Annotated in this window: 20 protein-coding genes and 1 pseudogene; 17 read left to right on the plus strand and 4 right to left on the minus strand. The window is 44.5% G+C overall.

Annotation, left to right across the window (positions count from 1 at the left end; translation table 11 throughout):
- Positions 1-385: 385 nt before the first annotated feature.
- From MKX68_RS21045 to MKX68_RS21075, 7 genes and pseudogenes are all read left to right on the plus strand, one after another.
- A pseudogene (locus MKX68_RS21045) lies at positions 386-781 on the plus strand (transposase); the annotation flags it as partial.
- Positions 782-1,078: 297 nt separating this feature from the next.
- The gene (locus MKX68_RS21050) at positions 1,079-1,942 is read left to right on the plus strand and encodes a hypothetical protein (protein WP_340913998.1); all 864 of its coding nucleotides are present in this window, start codon (positions 1,079-1,081) and stop codon (positions 1,940-1,942) included.
- A gap of 283 nt (positions 1,943-2,225) precedes the next feature.
- Positions 2,226-2,417: an HNH endonuclease gene (locus MKX68_RS21055; protein ID WP_340913999.1), complete on the plus strand. Its 192-nt coding sequence runs from the start codon at positions 2,226-2,228 to the stop codon at positions 2,415-2,417.
- A 617-nt stretch (positions 2,418-3,034) separates the two neighbouring features.
- Positions 3,035-5,245, plus strand: coding sequence for a M1 family metallopeptidase (locus MKX68_RS21060; protein ID WP_340914000.1), 2,211 nt, complete (start codon positions 3,035-3,037; stop codon positions 5,243-5,245).
- Positions 5,246-5,427: 182 nt separating this feature from the next.
- Positions 5,428-5,700, plus strand: a complete 273-nt coding sequence (locus tag MKX68_RS21065; protein WP_338587901.1) for a hypothetical protein — start codon at positions 5,428-5,430, stop codon at positions 5,698-5,700.
- Complete coding sequence (locus MKX68_RS21070; RefSeq protein ID WP_338587900.1) at positions 5,687-6,685, plus strand: hypothetical protein; 999 nt, start codon at positions 5,687-5,689, stop codon at positions 6,683-6,685. The genes MKX68_RS21065 and MKX68_RS21070 overlap by 14 nt, the downstream gene beginning before the upstream one ends.
- Positions 6,686-6,687: 2 nt before the next feature.
- Positions 6,688-7,374, plus strand: coding sequence for a hypothetical protein (locus MKX68_RS21075; protein ID WP_338587899.1), 687 nt, complete (start codon positions 6,688-6,690; stop codon positions 7,372-7,374).
- Positions 7,375-7,544: 170 nt separating this feature from the next.
- On the opposite strand, the gene MKX68_RS21080 is transcribed toward MKX68_RS21075, so the two are convergent.
- Complete coding sequence (locus MKX68_RS21080) at positions 7,545-8,756, minus strand: chromate transporter (RefSeq protein ID WP_340914001.1); 1,212 nt, start codon at positions 8,754-8,756, stop codon at positions 7,545-7,547.
- 258 nt (positions 8,757-9,014) lie between these two features.
- On the opposite strand from MKX68_RS21080, the gene MKX68_RS21085 reads away from it, so the two are divergent.
- The 6 genes from MKX68_RS21085 (at position 9,015) to MKX68_RS21110 (ending at position 11,905) form a co-directional block, all read left to right on the plus strand.
- Positions 9,015-9,434 carry an organic hydroperoxide resistance protein gene (locus tag MKX68_RS21085; RefSeq protein ID WP_017687397.1) on the plus strand — a complete coding sequence of 140 codons (420 nt, stop codon included), beginning with the start codon at positions 9,015-9,017 and terminating at the stop codon, positions 9,432-9,434.
- 170 nt (positions 9,435-9,604) lie between these two features.
- Positions 9,605-10,171, plus strand: coding sequence for a YdhK family protein (locus tag MKX68_RS21090; protein WP_340914002.1), 567 nt, complete (start codon positions 9,605-9,607; stop codon positions 10,169-10,171).
- A 110-nt stretch (positions 10,172-10,281) separates the two neighbouring features.
- A complete protein-coding gene (locus MKX68_RS21095; RefSeq protein WP_017687398.1) occupies positions 10,282-10,461 on the plus strand; it encodes a hypothetical protein in 180 nt (59 codons plus the stop codon).
- A gap of 74 nt (positions 10,462-10,535) precedes the next feature.
- Entirely contained in the window at positions 10,536-10,736 is a 201-nt protein-coding gene (locus MKX68_RS21100) for a hypothetical protein (protein WP_338587893.1), read from the plus strand.
- A gap of 199 nt (positions 10,737-10,935) precedes the next feature.
- A complete protein-coding gene (locus tag MKX68_RS21105; protein WP_036614723.1) occupies positions 10,936-11,490 on the plus strand; it encodes a copper amine oxidase in 555 nt (184 codons plus the stop codon).
- A 97-nt stretch (positions 11,491-11,587) separates the two neighbouring features.
- Positions 11,588-11,905 (plus strand): DUF1292 domain-containing protein, encoded by a 318-nt coding sequence (locus MKX68_RS21110; RefSeq protein ID WP_036614722.1) that lies wholly within the window; start codon positions 11,588-11,590, stop codon positions 11,903-11,905.
- Positions 11,906-12,113: 208 nt separating this feature from the next.
- Here MKX68_RS21110 and MKX68_RS21115 read toward each other — a convergent pair whose 3' ends face one another.
- Complete coding sequence (locus MKX68_RS21115) at positions 12,114-13,589, minus strand: aminotransferase class I/II-fold pyridoxal phosphate-dependent enzyme (protein WP_340915466.1); 1,476 nt, start codon at positions 13,587-13,589, stop codon at positions 12,114-12,116.
- Positions 13,590-13,765: 176 nt separating this feature from the next.
- Here MKX68_RS21115 and MKX68_RS21120 point away from each other — a divergent pair, with 176 nt between their 5' ends.
- Together MKX68_RS21120 and MKX68_RS21125 are read left to right on the plus strand one after the other, a co-directional pair.
- Positions 13,766-15,058: an MFS transporter gene (locus MKX68_RS21120; RefSeq protein WP_340914003.1), complete on the plus strand. Its 1,293-nt coding sequence runs from the start codon at positions 13,766-13,768 to the stop codon at positions 15,056-15,058.
- Positions 15,059-15,311: 253 nt separating this feature from the next.
- Positions 15,312-15,911 (plus strand): hypothetical protein, encoded by a 600-nt coding sequence (locus MKX68_RS21125; RefSeq protein WP_091028595.1) that lies wholly within the window; start codon positions 15,312-15,314, stop codon positions 15,909-15,911.
- A gap of 76 nt (positions 15,912-15,987) precedes the next feature.
- Here MKX68_RS21125 and MKX68_RS21130 read toward each other — a convergent pair whose 3' ends face one another.
- Positions 15,988-16,593 carry a suppressor of fused domain protein gene (locus MKX68_RS21130; protein ID WP_340914004.1) on the minus strand — a complete coding sequence of 202 codons (606 nt, stop codon included), beginning with the start codon at positions 16,591-16,593 and terminating at the stop codon, positions 15,988-15,990.
- 271 nt (positions 16,594-16,864) lie between these two features.
- Between MKX68_RS21130 and gndA the strand changes: the two genes are divergently transcribed.
- Entirely contained in the window at positions 16,865-18,274 is a 1,410-nt protein-coding gene (gene gndA, locus MKX68_RS21135) for an NADP-dependent phosphogluconate dehydrogenase (protein WP_036614715.1), read from the plus strand.
- A gap of 591 nt (positions 18,275-18,865) precedes the next feature.
- Entirely contained in the window at positions 18,866-19,375 is a 510-nt protein-coding gene (locus tag MKX68_RS21140; RefSeq protein ID WP_036614703.1) for a shikimate kinase, read from the plus strand.
- Positions 19,376-19,511: 136 nt separating this feature from the next.
- On the opposite strand, the gene MKX68_RS21145 is transcribed toward MKX68_RS21140, so the two are convergent.
- The gene (locus MKX68_RS21145) at positions 19,512-19,817 is read right to left on the minus strand and encodes a rhodanese-like domain-containing protein (protein WP_017687407.1); all 306 of its coding nucleotides are present in this window, start codon (positions 19,815-19,817) and stop codon (positions 19,512-19,514) included.
- Positions 19,818-19,860 lie beyond the last annotated feature (43 nt).

Here is a 19,860-nt window from a genome sequence, read left to right on the forward strand (position 1 = left end):
AGGCTTAAACTAGGCACATAGGGAAGGATAATTCTTTCCCCGGTGTGCCTGTTCGTTGTTGCAACGAACTAGGTTGCGCTGTGGGAAGGTGTTTCCTTAGACATGGATTATCAAGGGTGCAGTGTGGGGATGGGGTTAGATTCCCCAAAGCCGCTCCATCCGGGCGGGATATAAATACGGATACTATTGTGGCCTGTTTGAAATAGCGGAGTTCAAGTCCTGGAAAGACCTTTAAATTTTTATTCATATTTTTTAAAATGCCATTCAATAGCGAATTGTTTTTTTGCAAAAATTCCTAGATTAATGTAATCTCTTGATGAAATGAGTCTTTGAACTAATTAGTTTGATCCCTGTTTATAAATAAAGGGGAAAAGAGATGTTTGTCGATAACGAAATTGTAGCGTGGCATCTTTCTGAACGAAATGACCTCGCTTTGGTTCATGACACGTTGGATAGACTCTGTCAGCATGTGGATCTGGGTGGCGTAATTCTGCACTCGGACCAAGGATTTCAATATACCTCGAAGCCATTTAACCGTAAACTGAAACAACTCGGCATCCTAGGGAGTCACTCCAGGCGTGGGAATTGTTTAGATAATGCCTGTATCGAGTCGTTCTTTTCTCATTTGAAGACTGAGAAAATTTATTTAAATAAAGCGGCAAGCAAAGCAAAGGTTGAACAGCAAGTAAGCGAATACATATTGTTTTATAACCAAAACCGATTTCAAAAAAAACTAAACGACCGTTCCCCGGTAGAATACCGGGAAACGGCCGCAGCTTAAATCTTGTCTTTTTTGAATTGTCTACTTGACAGGGTTATGACCATAACCCGATGGCTTTTTTTGCGCCGATACTCCCAAGTGATTGTAAATATGAAGGGAGGGTCTAAAGGTGGAATACAGATATGTAAGATTCCACGTTGTAAGAAGGAGAAACAATATGACAAGGGATATACATGCCTTAATTTTGTGGCCGGAGAGTATAGTTCATTTTCGGAAAACCGGATAACTTCTATAGTAAACCTTTGAGAGCTTATGTATAATTTTCCCTAGCAAACCTACTAAAGGAGAATTGTACACATGAAAAAAATGATTCAGAAGTTCTACAATAAGTATATTGTAGAGAATTTAGAAACGAACGAATCAAATCAGGACAAAGATAAGACGAAAGGCTTTGTGGTGTGGAAACTCCGTTCAATTCTTTTAGCCTTCTTCATAATATGGGGTTTATCTGCTCTGTTGATCTATCCGTTTTTTGATGATTGGAGTGAGAGAGGCACTTTTGGAGATACGTTTGGGGCAATTAACGCTTTGTTCTCTGCATTTGCATTTGGAGGATTGGTATACACTCTTTTTATACAAAGATATGAACTCTCTCTACAAAGAAAAGAGCTGGAGATGCAAAGAAAAGAAGTGGCTCGAAATGGTGATCAGTTGGAAGAACAAAAAAATATAATGATAGAGCAGAGCTTTGAGAATACATTTTTTAAATTAATCGAGCTTCACTACACTATCGTTCAATCTTTGTCCTCTCATACAGGAGGTGGAAGAGCTGCTGTTCACGGCAAATATGTAGCACTGTCCTCAGCATTAATTAATATCGAAACCAAAGAACAATTAGTTTCCAGGGTGAACAAAGTTGTAGGTGACCCAATGTTTAGCATAGCTCATTATTTAAACAATATTGTTTGCATGTTAAACCTTATCAAAAAGCATTCTCGAAATTTGAATCAAGAAACTAAGGACTCGGAACATGCCGTAATCCTGTTTTCTCAATTCTCAAAAGAAGAACAATATTTGCTGTTTTATTATTTCGGTTGTGCAGAAGATGAAAGAGTGAGAGATCTATTACCTCAATTCATAAATGTTCAAGAGTTAAATCATGACGCTCCTTTGCACTATGAATGGTTATACGGCTCAAAAAGAAATAATTCAAATGATTAGTAAACAGGCGGCTTAAGCCGTCTTTTTGTTTTTAAGTTATTCAGATGGAGGGTATGGATGTACGAGTATAAGAGTTGCAAGTGCACAAGCGGTGCCGATTAAAATTAAGTGCCCTTGCAACTATCCTGGCTGCCTCGAGCTTTCAAGTGAAGCCTCCTGTTCTGCCCATAAGAAGTAAAGAGCAAGAGAGATTGACCAGAGGCGAGGAACATCAACCCAGTGTGGATATAACGGTCAGTGGCGTAAGGCTAGAGAAGGATATCTGCGTAAGCTTCCTATCTGTGTGGAATGCGAGTCAGAGGGACAAGGCACAACGACCACTGTGGCCGATCACACCACACCACACAAAGGCGATGATATATTGTTCTGGGATTTAAACAACTGGCAAGCGTTATGCAAGAGATGCCATGACATCAAGACGGTTACACAGAATGATGGTTTTGTCAATAATGCGAGATCATTAGACACGAGGTGAGGACAATGGACCTGCGGTAATACATGAATGAATTAAGAGTATGCAAAGCAGCAGAAGGAACTCAATTATGATGAATGGATGCTGTTCTAAGTGAATATCAACCATCCGCTTAGGGATACATGGATCAGATCAAGAACGACAAGAGCAAGAAAAAGGAAAACCTCGTGGCTACATACGCATTCCAACTATGGAATGAATTCACGACAAAGTTGCGTAGAGATCCTTTAACAGACAGATTTGTGACTCGGATAGCTGGATTGAGGTTCGAGATAAAGAAGTTGCTCAATTGAGGGCATTCATAAGAATGTCTTTTTTATTACGCATACACACGTCACCAGATGGACAGAAATGATCTTCTACGCCTTTATTGAAAATGGAGGCGAAAGACTAACGGAACCAAAGGGGTCAGTGGTTCGAGCCCACTACAGATCATACACGAGAAGCCTTACGATGTAAGGCTTCTTTTCTTTTTTTTCACATACAAACATGAGACGTTTCCGAGTGCTTCATTTTTCTCTCTTTTTAAACAAAACTTAAATAAAACATAAATTCAACGTAAGGTTTGTCTCCTATACTTGGTTCTGACGTCAACAGACACGACAAAGAGGAGAGAACTTATGAATTATTCAAACCCATTTACATCAAAGTTAGCCAGAGTAGGGATCGCGGGTACACTGGCTTTAATACTGGCAGCAAGCCCACTTGCCAACATGGGGGTTGTTGCCGCGGAAGCAGGCCCAGCACCTGTATCTACGAAGATATATAACACACCTAAAGACTCTTTAGAGCAGACGCCGATTCAATACCAGATCCAGGCTCGGCTGAATGAGAAGGACATGACAATCAAGGGGAGCGAGAAGGTCACGTATCGCAACACAAGCAAGGATACCCTCCAGCAGCTGGTCCTTCATACATATGCTGATGCAAACCTCTCCAAGTCTACACAGGCCAGCATGTACCAACAGCATAATGAAAAGATTAGTGAAGATCATCCGGAGAAGACAGCGGAGGACTTTCTGGGTGGCATCGATATTCAGGCTGTAACCGCAGATAGCCAATCGCTGGATTTCCATAAGGAAAACCAAGCGTTGACCATTCAGTTGAAAGAGCCCGTTCAACCCGGCGAATCGGTATCATTCCAACTGGAGTTTCAGTTGAATATACCCTTTGGCTCAGAGCGAGTTTCCTACTACAAGGACATGATCAATGGTGCGCACTGGTTCCCGGTGATGTCTGTATACGACGAGGTTAAACATCAGTGGAATAAGGCACCGTATAGTCAAACATTCGAGAGTGATTATTACACCTCGTCAGACTTTGAAGTTCAATTAAATGTTCCTGATGAGTATCAGGTAGCCATGCCGGGCATGATCACCACTCAAAATAGTACAGAACATGGACGTAAAATTGTGTCCGCTGTAGCAGAGAATACGAGGGAGTTTGTTTTCTTTGCAAGTCCTAATCTTCAAGTGGAACGCGCTACCCGTAACGGTCTGACGGTGGAATACTACTATTTTAACGATGATCCATCCAAGAAAGAGATCGTTGACCGGTACATTAATCAGGCATTCAAGGTCATTGATTTCTATAGTGAGAAATATGGCAAGTATCCCTATCCAGAGTTCCGAATTGTCGAGACGTATGTACAAGGCGTTGCCGTGGAGTATACGAGGCTCATTCAGATGGGACAGATTCAAAATGGTGCTGTTCCAGAAGAAGATACAACATTTGTTCATGAAATAGCGCATCAGTGGTTCCATGCATTGATCGGTAATAACTCGGAGACCGAATCCTTCCTGGATGAAGGCTTTGCTGATTTCTCCATGGTGTATTTTGCCGAGAAACAGGGAGATAAAATAAATGGGTTCAGATCCATACAGTTTGATACTGCGCCCGTAGATATGGCAATTGCGTCAACAAACGATGAAGCTGGGGATTTGGCAGGTTTGGTGTATTATCAGAAGGGGAGACAAGCGATCTATCAGCTTTACCGTTCCGTAGGTGAAGAGAAATTTGACGAGTTGATGAGAACATATTTCAAACGCTACGTGTATCAAAATGCAACAATAGAGGGGCTGCTTCAAACCATTGAAGATGTGCTTGGTAAGGAAGTACGTTCAGAAATGCAGATGGCTCTATATCAGCCTAACTTTGTCTTAAAGCCGGAATACCAATTATCACAGGAAGAGACCGCCGCCTATGTACATGACATGTTACAACTGCAATATCAGGCTGTCATGGGTATGATCCCCAATCTGCCTTATGAAGTGATGAATCGATTGATGGACAAAGCCCTTCAAGGCGAGGAATTAACCATTGTGCTCAGCGATCAGGTGAGTAAGCTTGCAACTAAACAGCAGGAAGATATGGTTAATCAGTTGACCGGATTCCTTGATATGACCGGTATGAGATACGACATTATAAGGGATCGCAAGGAACTGAAGCAAAAGATGAAAAAAGAGATCGGCAACAGCAACCTTATTGTCATTGGTAATGCCAAATCAAACGGATTGGTGCAGGCTTTAAAATTCAACATTATCGATCGGACGAAACAGACGGGTTTCGCTTGGAAGAATACCATGAATCAACCTCTCGCCGCGGGTGCATATGTTATCCAACATCCATATAACCAGAATCGATTGCTGCTTCATTATTTCTGGAATGAGGATCATCTGAGTGATGCGGCATTTGAAGCTTTTAAGCTGAAAATACAGGAGTCTATCGGATTCACTAACGACTTTTATCAGTACTATGTATTGGATAACCAAGGCAAGGAGAAATCCAATAAAAAAGTTGCGAATCCCATATCTTCACTTTTTGCGGACTAATAAGTAATTGGTTTTGCAGTTTCTTTGTTCAAACAGGTTAGCCAATTCGTATTGGTTAGCCTGTTTATGTTTTATATGAAAACCAGACTTAGAATAATAGGCTGCAAGATGGGCATAATGCTTTAACAGAAAGGCAACTTCATGAATATACTTATCGGGAGAAAACAATAGGAGGGATTAATATGAAGGATCAACATTATCCGGGCGTACCAATGAAAGGGACAGTTGCTGATTACAACTGTAAAGGAAATAAAGGAATGAACAAAATGAAAGCGTATTCATATAATGCTAGAATTTGTCCTATCATTTGTATTACTCAGGAGCCGACTGCGAATGAGGGTAATGTTGTTGATTTTTCAATCCTATTAAAGGACACTTCGGATGTTCTATATTCGCGACCGGTAAATGGTAATACCCTGCTCACGAAGGAGTTGAGTTCCCATGTCTATGACTGAAAATATTGCTCAGGCAGCACTGGGCGCAGCGATGAAGGCAAACAGGTCCGTTGCGCCTTATGATTATTGCGATGCAGAATCCAGACGGATGTACACGCCTCAATTTGATAAAAAAATGGACAATCCTATGTATACCGCTGCAATGGCGGGCCTTCAATCGATCTATTGGTTTCGGGCGATCAAGGTGAAGGGGCTTATCCCTGATGCAAAAGCAGATTATTATGCTACGTATTCTACCAACCATAATCACATCGGAGGAATTGGACTAGCCTACTCCAACAGCCCGACAGGACCATGGACCAAACACGGACAGGTGTATCTCGATACTGTGGTTGGGAATTCGACGGAAACTCCATTTGTGATCTGGAACGATGAAGAACAATTGTTCTTTATGTATTATCAACAAAACGGACTGGGGATCAATCAATCAACGGCACTTGCAACCTCTGTAGACATGATCAACTGGACAAGAGTAGGTTTGATTTTGGACAAACCTCCCGGGTTCCCAGGTGATGGTCATACCGGTTACTTCTCGTGTTTCAGAAATGGCGGCAAATGGATCGGTTTCTCGGTGATGGGCGGTGGGGATTTTGGTCGTAAATGTATCTGGCATTCACATGACGGACGTAGCTGGTTAGCTGATCCAAGACCATTAATGGGTGGTAATGATGCCACTTTAAGTGCAGGAGAAAACATTTCGAGACCCAATGCTGGTGTATTTATGTACAAAGGGAGCATGTGGTGGCTGGGTATGTTATCGGCTTATGCTTCCGGTGGAGTTACGACTGTAGCTCGGCCTGCCATTGCCAAGATCAGCGCAGACTTTCGTCAACTGTTGGACAAACCTACAGATATATATTTTCCGGCATTGAATTGGGAAACGACCAACATGCAATCCTTGATGGTGTCCGTTATGGACGGCGTAGTGTACGTGTATTACAATACCGATCATAATATCGGTGTAGCCTATTCAGTGGGGGTGTAGAGATGGTTATACGTGATGCAGCGGGTCAAATCGTGCCCTTTGGAAAGGTCCACAAACAGCTTGTGGCCGATTTTCTTTACGGAACGTTACCGGATTGGGTGGAGGTGGTGGGCACCCCTACGTTTGAGCCGTTGCCCGACAGAGGGACCATAACCGTTACAACACCGACAACGGCAGGAGCCACGGCAGAGTTGAAAATGAAATATCTGATTGACAGCTCGAAAGTAACCGCAATTGCAATCACTTTGGAAGCGCTACAATTAAACGGGAACATTGGAATCTCAGTTCAGGTTGGCATTAAATCGAAGGATAGCAAGGCCGGAATCACCTTTTTTCAAAACGTAAATCAAAAGTATGGTATGGTCCGTGCCTATAAAGCAGATGGAACGTACACGGATTTTAATCAAAACATGGTGTTCTTCACCACCCATGGCGTAGCAGGAGATGAAGCACAGAACCGTAAGAATCTCACTGTGCTGCTATGTACCGGATTACAGTTCTCAGCTGGGTTCGAGAGACCGTCCGTATGGCTTGGTGCGGATGATCAATATGGAGGTGTTGCCGCTGACCTTAGCGGTGGGGTGTTCCAACATGGAGAACTGCAATGTCTGTTGAAACTGACTACAAGTAAGGCAGAGGCCAAGTATTTCAAATGTGCACAGATGAAAGTGGATATCTGGAGTAATTAATCAAACTGGGGAGACGCCGGAAGATGAATAAGGTGCATGATTTGAATTGGAATGACGAACAGAATAAATAGATAATCTGCATGGATCGGTAAAAAGACATACGTGCAGTAAAATGGTACCTAAACACGGACACTTTGATAAAGAAGTGCAGTGTTTGGGTACCTTTTTTATTAGAGAAGATTGATGATTGTACCGCCTGCTGCACCAGTAACAACAACGATCCACGGTGGTACTTTCCAAAAAACGAGCATTAGAAATAACATACATACCAGTGCAAAATCAACAGGAGTTAGGATCGCAGTTGTCCAGAGCGGATCGTACAACGCAGCCAACAAAATACCTACTACGGCTGCATTAATTCCGATTAATGCTCCTTGAATTTTCGAGCTTCTACATAAAGAATTCCAGAAGGGCAATGCTCCTACGATCAGAAGGAACGCTGGCAAAAAGATAGCGATCGTTGCAACCAAAGCACCTGGAACCCCACGCATCATCGCACCTAAATAACTGGCAAAGGTGAACAATGGTCCAGGTACAGCTTGTGCTGCCCCATATCCCGCCAAAAAGTCGGACTTGTTCATCAGACCTGTAGGGACGAATTCACGTTCCAGTAACGGAAGGACAACATGCCCTCCACCAAATACAAGTGATCCTGAACGGTAGAAGCTATCAAAGAATAACAGCCATCCCGAACGATCAAAGGGTGTGAGTAACGGGAGCAGAATCAGGATTCCAAAGAACGTAACCAAACAGACGATTGCCAACTTACGACTCACAGGGACAGACAAGTCTACCGTATTAATCCCTGTCATTTTTCTAAGTTGGATCATACCTATCATGCCTGCAATAACAATAAAAAGGATTGGGGTGAACGCAGTTGGCCACACAAGAGTCGCCGCTGCAGTAAAGATAGCGATGGTTGCCCTGTAACGGTCAGGAGTTAGTTTTTGTCCCATGCCCAATATCGCTTGAGCGACAATTGCTACAGCAACAATTTTCAGACCGTGAATCCAGCCAGTACTGCTGATATCAAATCCTTGCAGAAGGAAAGCGAACAATACTAACGCAATGACAGAAGGAAGTGTAAAACCAAGCCAAGCCATCAGTCCCCCCAGCAAACCGCCGCGGATGATGCCAATTCCAATCCCGACTTGACTGCTGGCAGGTCCGGGCAAAAATTGACATAGCGCAACTAAATCTGCATAGCTTCGTTCATCCATCCAATTTCTACGGCGAACATATTCTTCATGAAAGTAACCAAGATGAGCGATTGGTCCTCCAAATGAAGTCAAGCCGAGTTTGGTTGATACAGCCAACACCTCAGAAAGTGCTCTGACTTTATGTTTGGGCTTGTCTGGGGTTAGAAATGAATTATTCTCCAAACGTGTTATTCCTCCTTAACGGTTCGACTTAGGTTATCCGATGGATGAAAGTTAAGGAAGGATACATTTCCTCTACCGATAACTACATTATAATCCTCCTCATCGCTATTCATTTAAATGCAGCATTAAACTATATTATTTTTTTTATATTATCTATTTACATACGCAATTTAATTGTGTACAATGTAATTGTTAGCGATACAACAGAAGTCAAAATTAAGTCAAAATAAATCTAATCAACTAAAGGAGTTTTCACAAATGAAAACATTATATGAAACAACAGTCATCAATACAGGCGGACGTCAAGGAATCGTACAATCCCCAGATAACGTGTTTATGTTGGATGTTGCTGCACCGCCTGAACTCGGAGGACAAGTGACGACAGCTACAAATCCGGAGCAGTTGTTTGCAGCAGGGTATAGTGCTTGTTTTAACTCCGCACTGGAGTTTCAATTGAAGAAACACAAAGTTGAAATTGAAAGAAGTACCGTAGCTGCTACTGTAATGTTGGTGACGGACTCTGAGGACAACGGTGTGAAGCTTCAAGTGGATTTGGAAGTTAAGATTCTCGGTCTGGATGAGGAAACAGCACAGAAGTTTGTGAAACTTGCCCATGACTACTGCCCATATTCCAAAGGAATTAAAGGGAACGTGAATGTTAACGTGGAACTGGCGTAATCATTGAAACTATTTGTTGTTAAAAGAAGCCTCCGAGAAATCGGAGGTTTTTTTGTATTATTTTGCTCCGTTGTAAGATACGTCTGCCCGGAAAAAGCAATAATAATGATTGCAATATACCTGTAGGGGGTATAATGAATGATACAAATAGAATTAAAGGAGTGCAAAACATGAAAAAATATTTACTGACCCTATCGACTATATTGATTACAGGCAGTTTGATTTTGAGTGGATGTGGCAAGGAGACTCGGCAAACTATTGAAAGCAACGATGACAGTCATACAGCTGCCGCAGGTGAGATGCACCATTCTGAATCGGGAGAGCTACCGGAAGGACTGCGGGAAAAAAACAACCCCACCTTCCCAGTAGGAAGCCAGGCGCTGATGAGTGCCGACCACATGTCAGGCATGAAGGGTGCGAGAGCACAGGTCGTTGGAGCATATGAAACTACGGTATATGCAGTTACGTATACACCAACAACAGGCGGAGATCCCGTGCAAAATCATAAATGGGTTATCCATGAGGAAATACAGGACCATAAGGAACAACCGTATGCGGCAGGTTCTGAGGTAGTGTTGAGCGCTGATCACATGAAAGGGATGAAGGGTGCGAAGGCCACAATTGATACTGCTGAAGAGACAACGGTATATATGGTTGATTATACCCCGACAACAGGGGGAGATTTGGTTAAGAATCACAAATGGGTCACAGAAGAAGAATTAACTGCTAGCCAATAGAACCATTTGTATGAAACAGCCCTTTTTATACAGAAAAATCAATTTAATACTCAATTATGGGTTATAATGGTATTAAGATTATACAAAACTGCTGAAAGGGGAACGTACTTATGATGGATTTTAGCAAACCACCCCATGGCTCTGAGACCGATACCCACCGTCAGCGTCATCAGGAGAATGAACAGAAATACCTGTCCGGAGGCAAGAGCATTTGGTATGAAATCAGCAACTGGCTTATTCTCGGAGGTATCCTCCTTGTCATATTTTTATTATTTAAATACGTTTTCTAAATAGACACACAACCGGGCGAATCCCCATATGATGCATTACATCAGTAAGCACTTGGGGAAATGGGGAATCCGGGATGGCAAAAGCAAAAGGTAAGAAAGCTCCCGCATTAAAGAGTGACAAAATTCGTGTATCCATGAAGTTGGTCACTTCGGATGTATGTGAGAAATGCAAGACACCATGTACACGTGGCATGGATTACGCTGCACGGATGCGAATCGAAGGGGCTATAGGCAAAGGTGTTCCCTGTATCCTGACTCGCCATACTTCTTCATAACTCTTCGTATAATGCCGCATATATAACAATTATAGATCAGGGGCATCCTTTAATAAGGATCGCCTCTTTTTGTGCATTCCAAGGGGTGGAAAAAATTCTGGATAAAAAATGAAAAATGATGAAAAACAGCGCAACTTTGTGGATGAATCTGCAGTATAAATGTACAACAGCTAGCAGCAGGGGAGGGAATATTGACGGGATGAAATGGAAACGAATATTGCTTTGTGTCACGGTATTCTCCTTGCTCGGCGGGTCTTTATTGTTTGCAGATTCGGTGAACGAGAAGATTCGTGTTCTCATTAACGGCAAGGAAGCAGCTGATGGAGGTTATCTCATTGATGGAACGACCTATGTACCTGTAAGGGAAGCCGGAGGCGTCGTCAAATGGGACAGCAGTAACAAGAGAGTAACGGTGATCAAACCGAATGTACATATTTTTCTCTTCAAGGGAGACACTGTATTTGGCAACGTTAACGTAGGTAAGCTGAAATTCAATGTATTTTCACAAGTGGACAGTCTGACAGCAGATGTAGCTGCGGTGAAAGTAACGATTACCAATCCAAGCGGTCAGGTGAAGGATATCCAGTCACAGGAGCTTACGACACAGAAGGATAACTTCTGGTTCCGCACATACGATTTTACGTACGATTTCAGTCGTGCCGGCAAGTATCAAGTCGGCTTTCATATTAAAGAAAATGCAAACAGCAGCTACGTCCTGGTAGCGGAGAAAATCATTACAGCGCTGAATGATTGAAGCGAAAATTACCCTGTGAGTTAAATTGACCTGGGTCATTGAACATGTTACGATATGCAAGGTTACACAATTTCTATTTATAAAGCGAGGTATTTCAATGAGCGATCACACACATGAACACGGCGATGGCTGCGGATGCGGGCAAGACCACGACCACGACCACGAGCATGAAGAAGTCCTTCTCACATTAACAGACGAGAACGGCCAAGACGTGGAGATGGTTTTGGTGGAGACGTTTGACGTGGAGAAGCATGTTTATGCGCTCCTGCTGGAACGTAACAATCCTGAAGCTGACGGCATCATCCTGCGTATGGAAGAAGAAGACGAGGAAATGGTGCTCTACAATATTGAAGACGAAGAAGAGTGGAACCGCGTTGAAGCGGCTTACAACGAACTCGTTGCATCACAAGAATAGTCATTCTTTTGGAACATAACATGAAGGCTCCTTGATCTCAGGGGGCCTTTTGTTTGTTTTTTAAGAGTATACGAGCATTTACACCACCGATTTGAACGACAAAATAGACGGGAAAATGCAAACTCGCTTGTCCCATAAAATAAAAAAGGACCAAGCTTAAGGCTTGGTCCTTTAAGTTCATCCCATTTACAGCGCAAATGGGGTTGTTCTAGAAAATGGCATCGGCTTCCACGATCACTTTAACGTTGGTTACGCTGCGATCTTCGGGTCCTTTGACAGGCAATCCAACCTCGACATGATCGATGATGTAGTCGATGTTTTCCTGGGTGATAACCTCACCCGGTAACAGGATCGGAATTCCTGGCGGATAGACATAGATGAATTCCGAGATAATACGTCCTGCGGATTCCTTAAACGGAATCACTTCGGTATCACCGTAGAATGCATCACGTGGAGTCAGCATCAACTGTGGAATATCCGGAACTTTTACCACCAGTTCATGGGCCGGGTTAACTTGATAATAGGTACGGGATAGATCCTGCAAAGCGTTCAGCAAGATATCCACGCTATCATCTGTATCTCCTGGCGTGATGAGACACAGAATATTGTACATATCACTAAGTTCAACCTCGATGTTGTAATGTTCACGCAGCCAGTTCTCTGTCTCATACCCTGTAATACCCAGATGGCGAACATGGATCGTTACTTTGGTTGGATCATAGTTGAAGGTCGCTTCTGTGCCCAGCAACTCTCTACCGAAGCAATAAAGGCCATCCATATCGTTGATCGAACGTCTGGCAAACTCAGCTAGTTCAATCGCCTTCTGTGCAATCTCACGACCGTGGAGTGCCAGGTTACGTCTTGATGTATCGAGTGAAGCAAGCAAAATGTATGAAGTTGATGTAGAGGTGAGCAGACTCAGGATCGTCTGTACACGCTGTGGATTCACGAACCCATTCTTTGTATTCAGGTTGAGTACGGAACTCTGTGTCATGGAGCCACCAAGCTTGTGAACACTGGTTGCAGCCATATCGGCACCTGCTGCCATCGCAGACAACGGCAGATTCTCATGGAAATGAATGAGTACGCCATGTGCTTCATCAACGAGGACAGGGACTTGATAGCTGTGTGCCAGCTCAACTATTTCTTTAAGATCTGTAACCACGCCGTAATAGGTCGGGTTAATTACAAGCAATGCCTTGGCATCAGGATGACGCTCAAGTGCGCGACGGATAGACTGTGTAGTCACTCCATGGTCAATGCCCAGATTGGCATCTTGTGAAGGAGACACAAATACGGGTTTGGCGCCTGAGAAAATAATGGCGGACAGAACCGATTTATGCACATTACGGGGCACAATAATTTTGTCACCCGGTGAACATACAGACAGAATCATGGTCATAATGGCACTGCTTGTGCCTTGTACACTAAAATAGGTATAATCGGCTCCGAAGGCATCTGCTGCCAAAATCTGTGCTTCCTGAATGACACCGGTTGGCTGATGCAGGTCATCCAACGGTGCGATGTTAATCAAATCTATGGAGAAGGCATTATCGCCAATAAATTCACGGAATTCGGTATCCGCTCCCAATCCTTTTTTATGGCCCGGAATATGAAACTGTACCGGATTGAGTGCCGCATGATTTTTTAAAGCGGTAAACAGCGGCGTACGGTGGTGATTCATCAGTGCTGTCACAACCCTTCCTAATAAAATTGGTAAACAAAGATGAGTATAGCAAATTAAGAACCGAATGCAACAGTATAATCGACAATTTTTTGAATTGCCGAGATTTGGACACATTCCCCACGGTTACACTAAGGATAGGGAATAGGCAATTGAACGGCGAAAGGGGAAAAAGAATGCAAACCGATACAAAACCAGCCAAAATTTTGCGATCACCATTTTTTATCGCGATGTGGCTGACACTTTTTCTAGTTGAAATTATCAAAGGGGCCCTGTTGGTAGCTGTTTTGCCCGTCTATATGGACAATATACTGGGTCTGTCTGCAGGCGTCATTGGTGTGGCATTTGCTCTTCAATATCTGGGAGATAATCTGTTCCGGGCGCCTTCCGGCTGGGCAGCAGAACGGATCGGGTTCCGCGCAACGATGGTTACAGCACTAATCTGTACCTTAATCGCTGTTATTATGATCCTTTTTCTCAAAAGTGCCTTTGGACTGGCCTTGGCCTGTCTCATTCTTGGCATTGGTACGTCACCACTCTGGCCTTGCGCCATGACAGGGGTGACGGCGATGTCTGGCCCACAGAACAAGAATGGTACAGCAATGGGGGCGCTGGAGATGGCCGCTCTGGGCGGTACAGGCCTTGGACCAATCGGCATGAACTGGTTGCTGGAGCGTACGCATCATGATTATCGAACTATATTCCTCGTGCTGATGGGTTGTGCCATTCTCGTTATTCTGGTGGCCATGATTCTTCCTGGACGTGTCATTGTTGAAGGAGAGCATGCCGAACAAGCAGCGAAGAATAGTGATGTGAAATATCCAGCCAAACCGAATCTGCTCACGCCGTTCATCCGGCTGCAAAAGAGTGTGAAGGGTACACTACAACGGGTACGCAGCACACTTAATGTTAATCCACTGGTGTATCCTGCCTTGTTTATGCAGTCGTTTGTCATTGGTTTGCTTAGTCCAGTAATCACGCTATATACACGCACAGATCTGCACATCTCACCGAACCTTTACAGTTTGTTGCTGATTGCGGGAGGTGGAATAACCGTTATTGCCTTACTGCCTGTAGGTAAAATGGTAGACAGGTTTGGCACGAAACCGTTCCTGAACGTTGGTTTTTTGATGGCGGCGGCGAGTCTGTTCGCATTCTCCTCCATAACATCCATTCCGGTGGTGTTTGGTGTTGTCATGTTGGTGGGCATCAGTTATGCCATGATTCTGCCCGCCTGGAATGCTTTTGTAGCCACACTGATCCCCAAAGGGGAGCGGGGAGCGATCTGGGGATTTTTCCTCACACTGCAGGGATCAGGCATGGTTGTAGGCCCTATTGTTTCCGGACTGCTGTGGGACCACGTTAGCCATCCGGCTCCATTCATTGGCAGTGCCATCGTCATGGCAGGACTTGCCGTTGTGCACTTTGTGTTATCCCGCAATCCGTTTCGCACTGCTCCGGCCAAATAAGCAAAAGAAAAGGGAGTTCCACCAACCATCTTGGTTGTGGAACTCCCTTTTTGGCGTCCGTTATATCACGATAATCGGGGGCTTGCCCCTGTGCGTCTGCGGAAAGCTGCAATCCGGCGGTCCTTTCGGTGAAAAATAGTCAAATAACCAAGTACCCTTACATAAAATGAAGTATAAAATAGGGTAAGCCGATTGAGTAGAAGCGATTGAAGACGAGGGCCGGAGTTGATCCGGTACAGATGGAGGGAGTGCCGTGAATAAGAGTTATGAAGTTGAATATTGCAATCTGGAGCTGCGGTTCAACCGTCGGCATATCCAAAATTTGATCAGAGACCTTATTCGTGAGGGATATTCACTATATTGGAGCGAGGACGAATCCTTTTTTATCCTGTCAGTCCGGACCGGCCGCAAGCTGGTAAAGCTCCGCTTTCAACAGACACGCACAGGGAACTACAAGATGACTGGAGATTATATCATTAAGGATGCAAAACTTGCAGAGTGGCTGGAGAAGCTGATTGGAGATACACGCGGGCATGCAGTTGTGAAGCGGTTCAAGGATCAGCAGATGACCGTGGAGAACATTTTATTCGGTGAAGTGATTCGGCTCGTGGAAGTGTCCGGGTTCAAGCAGCGTGTCATTTTTCAAAAGGAACCTGCGCCGACGGCGGAAGAGATGGAAGAAATGTTCCTCTCGCGTGAAGGTGAGGAGAGGCTCATGTTGTTGCGCATGGAAGTGGACGATGAACTGGAGCGCCTGTATACGGCTGTTCAGCTGAATAATACGGAAAAGGCAAATGCCTGCCGCGAAGCATTGAAACAGTTGTCTGGACATCTGTTAATGCTGGAAGGTTGATGAATATTTCTTTTGAAAGTCATCTATACCAAAGCCCCGGCGGAAGCCAGGGCTCTATTTTTGTGCCTAACGGGCATCACGGACGACAGGGGTTGATGATGGAATATTGCGAGCTTTCAATCCAGGCATCAAATTCATCCAATCCTTTGGTGAGCAATAGGTTGGCTTCAAAAGAAGTGATGGGTACTGCCCACAGTAATGCTATCGTTTCATGACCCACATGAATCTGTTCGAGGGATTCTTTTTCTCCCCGCAATTCATCAATGAGAAAGGCAGTCGCATTCCATCGGGCTGGTGCTAATTCGCTTGATTCCATCACACGGGGAACCGTTGAATCCGGCACATTTTCGATGTGATGGGAGATCAGATCGACCAGGTAGGTGTTGACACGCTCGACCTCTTCACCGCCAAGATCCGGTTGCAGCGCAAGCATCCATTCAGCAGCTACAAGCTCTCCAGAGGGCCGCATTGCCTGAGACAACCCAACCGTCACGAATCTTGCGATGCCAGATTGAATTGTGGCAGGAAAATAATAGATTTCTACATGAATGTTTCTTTCTGGCTTCGAAAGAACAATCCTGAGCTCTGGCACCCCCCATTCATTCATATATGCCCCCAGAAGAAATGTTCTTCGAATATCCAGGGAAAACCGTTCCTCTTTTGAGAGCTGCTCTAAGGCCATTATGTACACTCCTCCTTTCTGTTCGAATTTCATTGGATATAATTATAACATTGTACAATACAATATTGGATTAATTGGATTACTCTGGCATGATGTATTATCTTCACGGTTCTATTTATGAAAATACGATGAACACCTCAGCAGATTGGGGTGTTTTCTCGTTGCGTAGCTGTGCCACGGGGTTCACTTCTATACATAAAACCGTTAAAATGGGAGTATTGTTGAGAATTTATTTCAATAAAATTAATTGGAGCAAAGGATGGAGGACCAGATGACAAAACAACAAATTGGCGTAATTGGCCTGGCTGTCATGGGCAAAAATTTGGCCCTTAACATTGAAAGCAAAGGTTTCTCAGTATCGGTATTTAACCGTTCCCCGGAGAAAACCAATGATCTTCTGAAAGAAGCTGAAGGTAAAAACCTGACAGGCTCATTCTCCATTGAAGAGTTCGTAGCATCCCTGGAATCCCCGCGCAAAATTTTGATCATGGTACAAGCCGGCAAAGCGACCGACGCTACCATTGAACAACTGCTTCCTCACCTGGATGAGGGCGACATCATCATTGACGGAGGGAATGCATACTTCCCTGACACGCAACGTCGCAGCAAAGAGTTGGAAGACAAAGGAATTCGTTTCATCGGTACAGGTGTATCCGGTGGTGAAGAAGGCGCACTGAAAGGCCCTTCCATCATGCCAGGTGGACAGGAAAGTGCTTATAAACTGGTTGAACCGATCCTGACGGCGATCTCCGCCAAAGTCGGTGACGATCCATGTTGTACATATATTGGACCTGATGGTGCCGGACACTATGTGAAAATGGTGCATAACGGTATCGAGTACGGAGATATGCAGTTGATTGGTGAAGCGTACCACTTGCTCAAATCCGTATTAAACGTTTCTGTTGAAGAGCTGCATGCGATCTTTACGGAATGGAATCAAGGAGAGTTGGATAGCTACCTGATCGAAATCACTGCAGATATCTTCTCCAAATACGATCCGGAAACGGGCAAACCAATGGTTGACGTTATTCTGGACGCGGCTGGACAAAAAGGAACAGGTAAATGGACAAGCCAAAGCGCGCTGGATCTCGGCGTTCCATTGTCCATGATTACGGAATCCGTATTCTCCCGTTTCCTGTCTGCCATGAAGGACGAGCGTGTAGCAGCTAGCAAAATCCTGAATGGACCAGCAACTGAAGCGTTCTCCGGTGACAAAAAAGCGTTCATCGAGAGTGTTCGTAAAGCCCTCTTCGCAAGTAAAATCGTATCCTACGCACAAGGATTTGCACAAATGCGTGCAGCTTCCGACGAGTATGGCTGGGATCTGAAATACGGTAACATTGCCATGATCTTCCGCGGTGGCTGCATCATCCGTTCGCAGTTCCTGCAAAACATCAAGGAAGCTTATGATAAAGACGCAGCACTGAAAAACTTGCTCTTGGATCCTTACTTCCAAAACATCGTTGAGTCTTATCAAGGCGCATGGCGTGAAGTCGTAGCGGCTGCTGTAAAACAAGGTGTTCCGGTACCTGGCTTCTCCAGCGCTCTTTCATACTACGACAGCTACCGTACAGAGCGTTTGCCAGCAAACTTGCTGCAAGCTCAACGTGACTACTTCGGTGCTCACACGTTCAAACGTGTGGACAAAGAAGGCAGCTTCCACCACAACTGGATGGAGTAGTACCACATATACTACAAGGCTATTAGATTTGGCCAAAGTGCCCTTAAGCAGGAGCTTTGGCCTGCTAATAGGTTCAAAAGAGGTTTGGCGTTCCGGTGATTGCCGGTTAACGCTGGGCCTCTTTTTTACTTTGTTATACAGTAATAGTGTTGATGGAGAAGATATGTAGCTGATTCTAGACCTAATGAACAGGAGACACTCTATTTTGGCAAAATGAGCGGTTCAATTTTTTAACGAACTCAGAAGGCACTATTTCAATAATTCGCAGCGAGATTTCGCTGTTTTGACGGTGATTTTTTGAAATAAGCTTACTGAGATTCGTTAGAAGTTTAACTGCGCCTATTTTACGTAAATAAGCTCATTGGAGTTCGTTAGGTTGTTGGTTGGTTACTGATTGCGACGTTTGGGGCTCAAAACTGCTTGAGGTGATCTGACGTATGATTAGATGCCGGGAGTTACTTAATCTGTCTTGGAAGGTTGCGGATGGTCGAAAGGAAGTCGGTGAAGGAGATGGTCTTTCCCAGTCCGCAGGGCTGTGTTATGATAGGACAAAAGTGCTCACGAATTGCTTGAATTAAAGGAGTGTACACCTTGAGCAAGTCTAACAATATTATTCTCATTGGTATGATGGGAACCGGCAAATCAACCGTCGCTGACATGCTTGCACGCGAGCTTGGTTATCGATTGATTGATGTAGATGCCGCGGTGGAAAAAGAGGAAGGCTGTACGATTCCGGAACTGTTCACTGGCAAGGGAGAGACGTATTTCCGTGATGCCGAGAGCCGCATGTTGTGCTCGGTGCTGGAGAAGAAGTCACAGGTCATAGCGACCGGAGGTGGCGTGGTGCTGCGTTCGGATAATTGTGACGTGATGTTGAAGAATGGTTGGGTTGTTGCCTTGACTGCTGATCCGGCAGTGATTGTAGAGCGTGTTAGTGGCTGTGACAATCGTCCGCTCCTCGCAGGCAATGCAGAGGAACGCATTCAGGCAATTATGGAAGAACGGAAAGACGCATACCGGTTCGCGCATTATACGGTGGATACAACCGAGTTATCCGCTGCTGAAGTGACTCGTTTAATTTTAGCGCATTACCGCGTCTAAGCTTGTTATCATCGAAGTTTGATGGTTGATAGGTGGTGGCAGATATAACAAAACGGGCCATATAGGCCCGTTTCTAGGAGTGGAGCAAAGCTGAGGTCACAAGGTTACAAATGACTTCGCTTCTCTCCGGGTTTCTCTAGTCTTCCTGTTGCCACTGAAGCATACCGCCGACCATGTTTGTACAGCCTTCATATCCCAGTTGCTGCAGATATTCACATGCACGCTCACTGCGGTAACCGCTACGACAGATGATCACGATCTCGCCTGATTTCTCAATCTCAGACAGTCGGTCCGGAATCTGTCCAAGCGGAATATGCTTGGCTCCTTCGATCATGCCTTGCGCGACTTCATCGTCCTCGCGGACGTCTATCATCTGCAGCTTCTCTCCCGCCTGTAAACGGCGGCGCAGCTCAGACGTTTCAATTTCAGCTATTTGTGTCATATTCAGGTCCTCTTTTCTGTATGGACTTAACGCTATAATGATA

Origin of the sequence: Paenibacillus sp. FSL M8-0212 (assembly GCF_038004645.1) — a bacterium.
In the GTDB taxonomy this organism is placed as follows: domain Bacteria; phylum Bacillota; class Bacilli; order Paenibacillales; family Paenibacillaceae; genus Paenibacillus.

Coding starts and splice junctions, on each gene's coding strand:
- MKX68_RS21050 (WP_340913998.1), top strand. CDS start 1,079: ATGAAAAAAATGATTCAGAAGTTCTACAATAAGTATATTGTAGAGAAT.
- MKX68_RS21060 (WP_340914000.1), top strand. CDS start 3,035: ATGAATTATTCAAACCCATTTACATCAAAGTTAGCCAGAGTAGGGATC.
- MKX68_RS21065 (WP_338587901.1), top strand. CDS start 5,428: ATGAAGGATCAACATTATCCGGGCGTACCAATGAAAGGGACAGTTGCT.
- MKX68_RS21070 (WP_338587900.1), top strand. CDS start 5,687: ATGTCTATGACTGAAAATATTGCTCAGGCAGCACTGGGCGCAGCGATG.
- MKX68_RS21075 (WP_338587899.1), top strand. CDS start 6,688: ATGGTTATACGTGATGCAGCGGGTCAAATCGTGCCCTTTGGAAAGGTC.
- MKX68_RS21085 (WP_017687397.1), top strand. CDS start 9,015: ATGAAAACATTATATGAAACAACAGTCATCAATACAGGCGGACGTCAA.
- MKX68_RS21090 (WP_340914002.1), top strand. CDS start 9,605: ATGAAAAAATATTTACTGACCCTATCGACTATATTGATTACAGGCAGT.
- MKX68_RS21095 (WP_017687398.1), top strand. CDS start 10,282: ATGATGGATTTTAGCAAACCACCCCATGGCTCTGAGACCGATACCCAC.
- MKX68_RS21100 (WP_338587893.1), top strand. CDS start 10,536: ATGGCAAAAGCAAAAGGTAAGAAAGCTCCCGCATTAAAGAGTGACAAA.
- MKX68_RS21105 (WP_036614723.1), top strand. CDS start 10,936: ATGAAATGGAAACGAATATTGCTTTGTGTCACGGTATTCTCCTTGCTC.
- MKX68_RS21110 (WP_036614722.1), top strand. CDS start 11,588: ATGAGCGATCACACACATGAACACGGCGATGGCTGCGGATGCGGGCAA.
- MKX68_RS21115 (WP_340915466.1), bottom strand. CDS start 13,589: ATGAATCACCACCGTACGCCGCTGTTTACCGCTTTAAAAAATCATGCG.
- MKX68_RS21120 (WP_340914003.1), top strand. CDS start 13,766: ATGCAAACCGATACAAAACCAGCCAAAATTTTGCGATCACCATTTTTT.
- MKX68_RS21130 (WP_340914004.1), bottom strand. CDS start 16,593: ATGGCCTTAGAGCAGCTCTCAAAAGAGGAACGGTTTTCCCTGGATATT.
- gndA (WP_036614715.1), top strand. CDS start 16,865: ATGACAAAACAACAAATTGGCGTAATTGGCCTGGCTGTCATGGGCAAA.
- MKX68_RS21145 (WP_017687407.1), bottom strand. CDS start 19,817: ATGACACAAATAGCTGAAATTGAAACGTCTGAGCTGCGCCGCCGTTTA.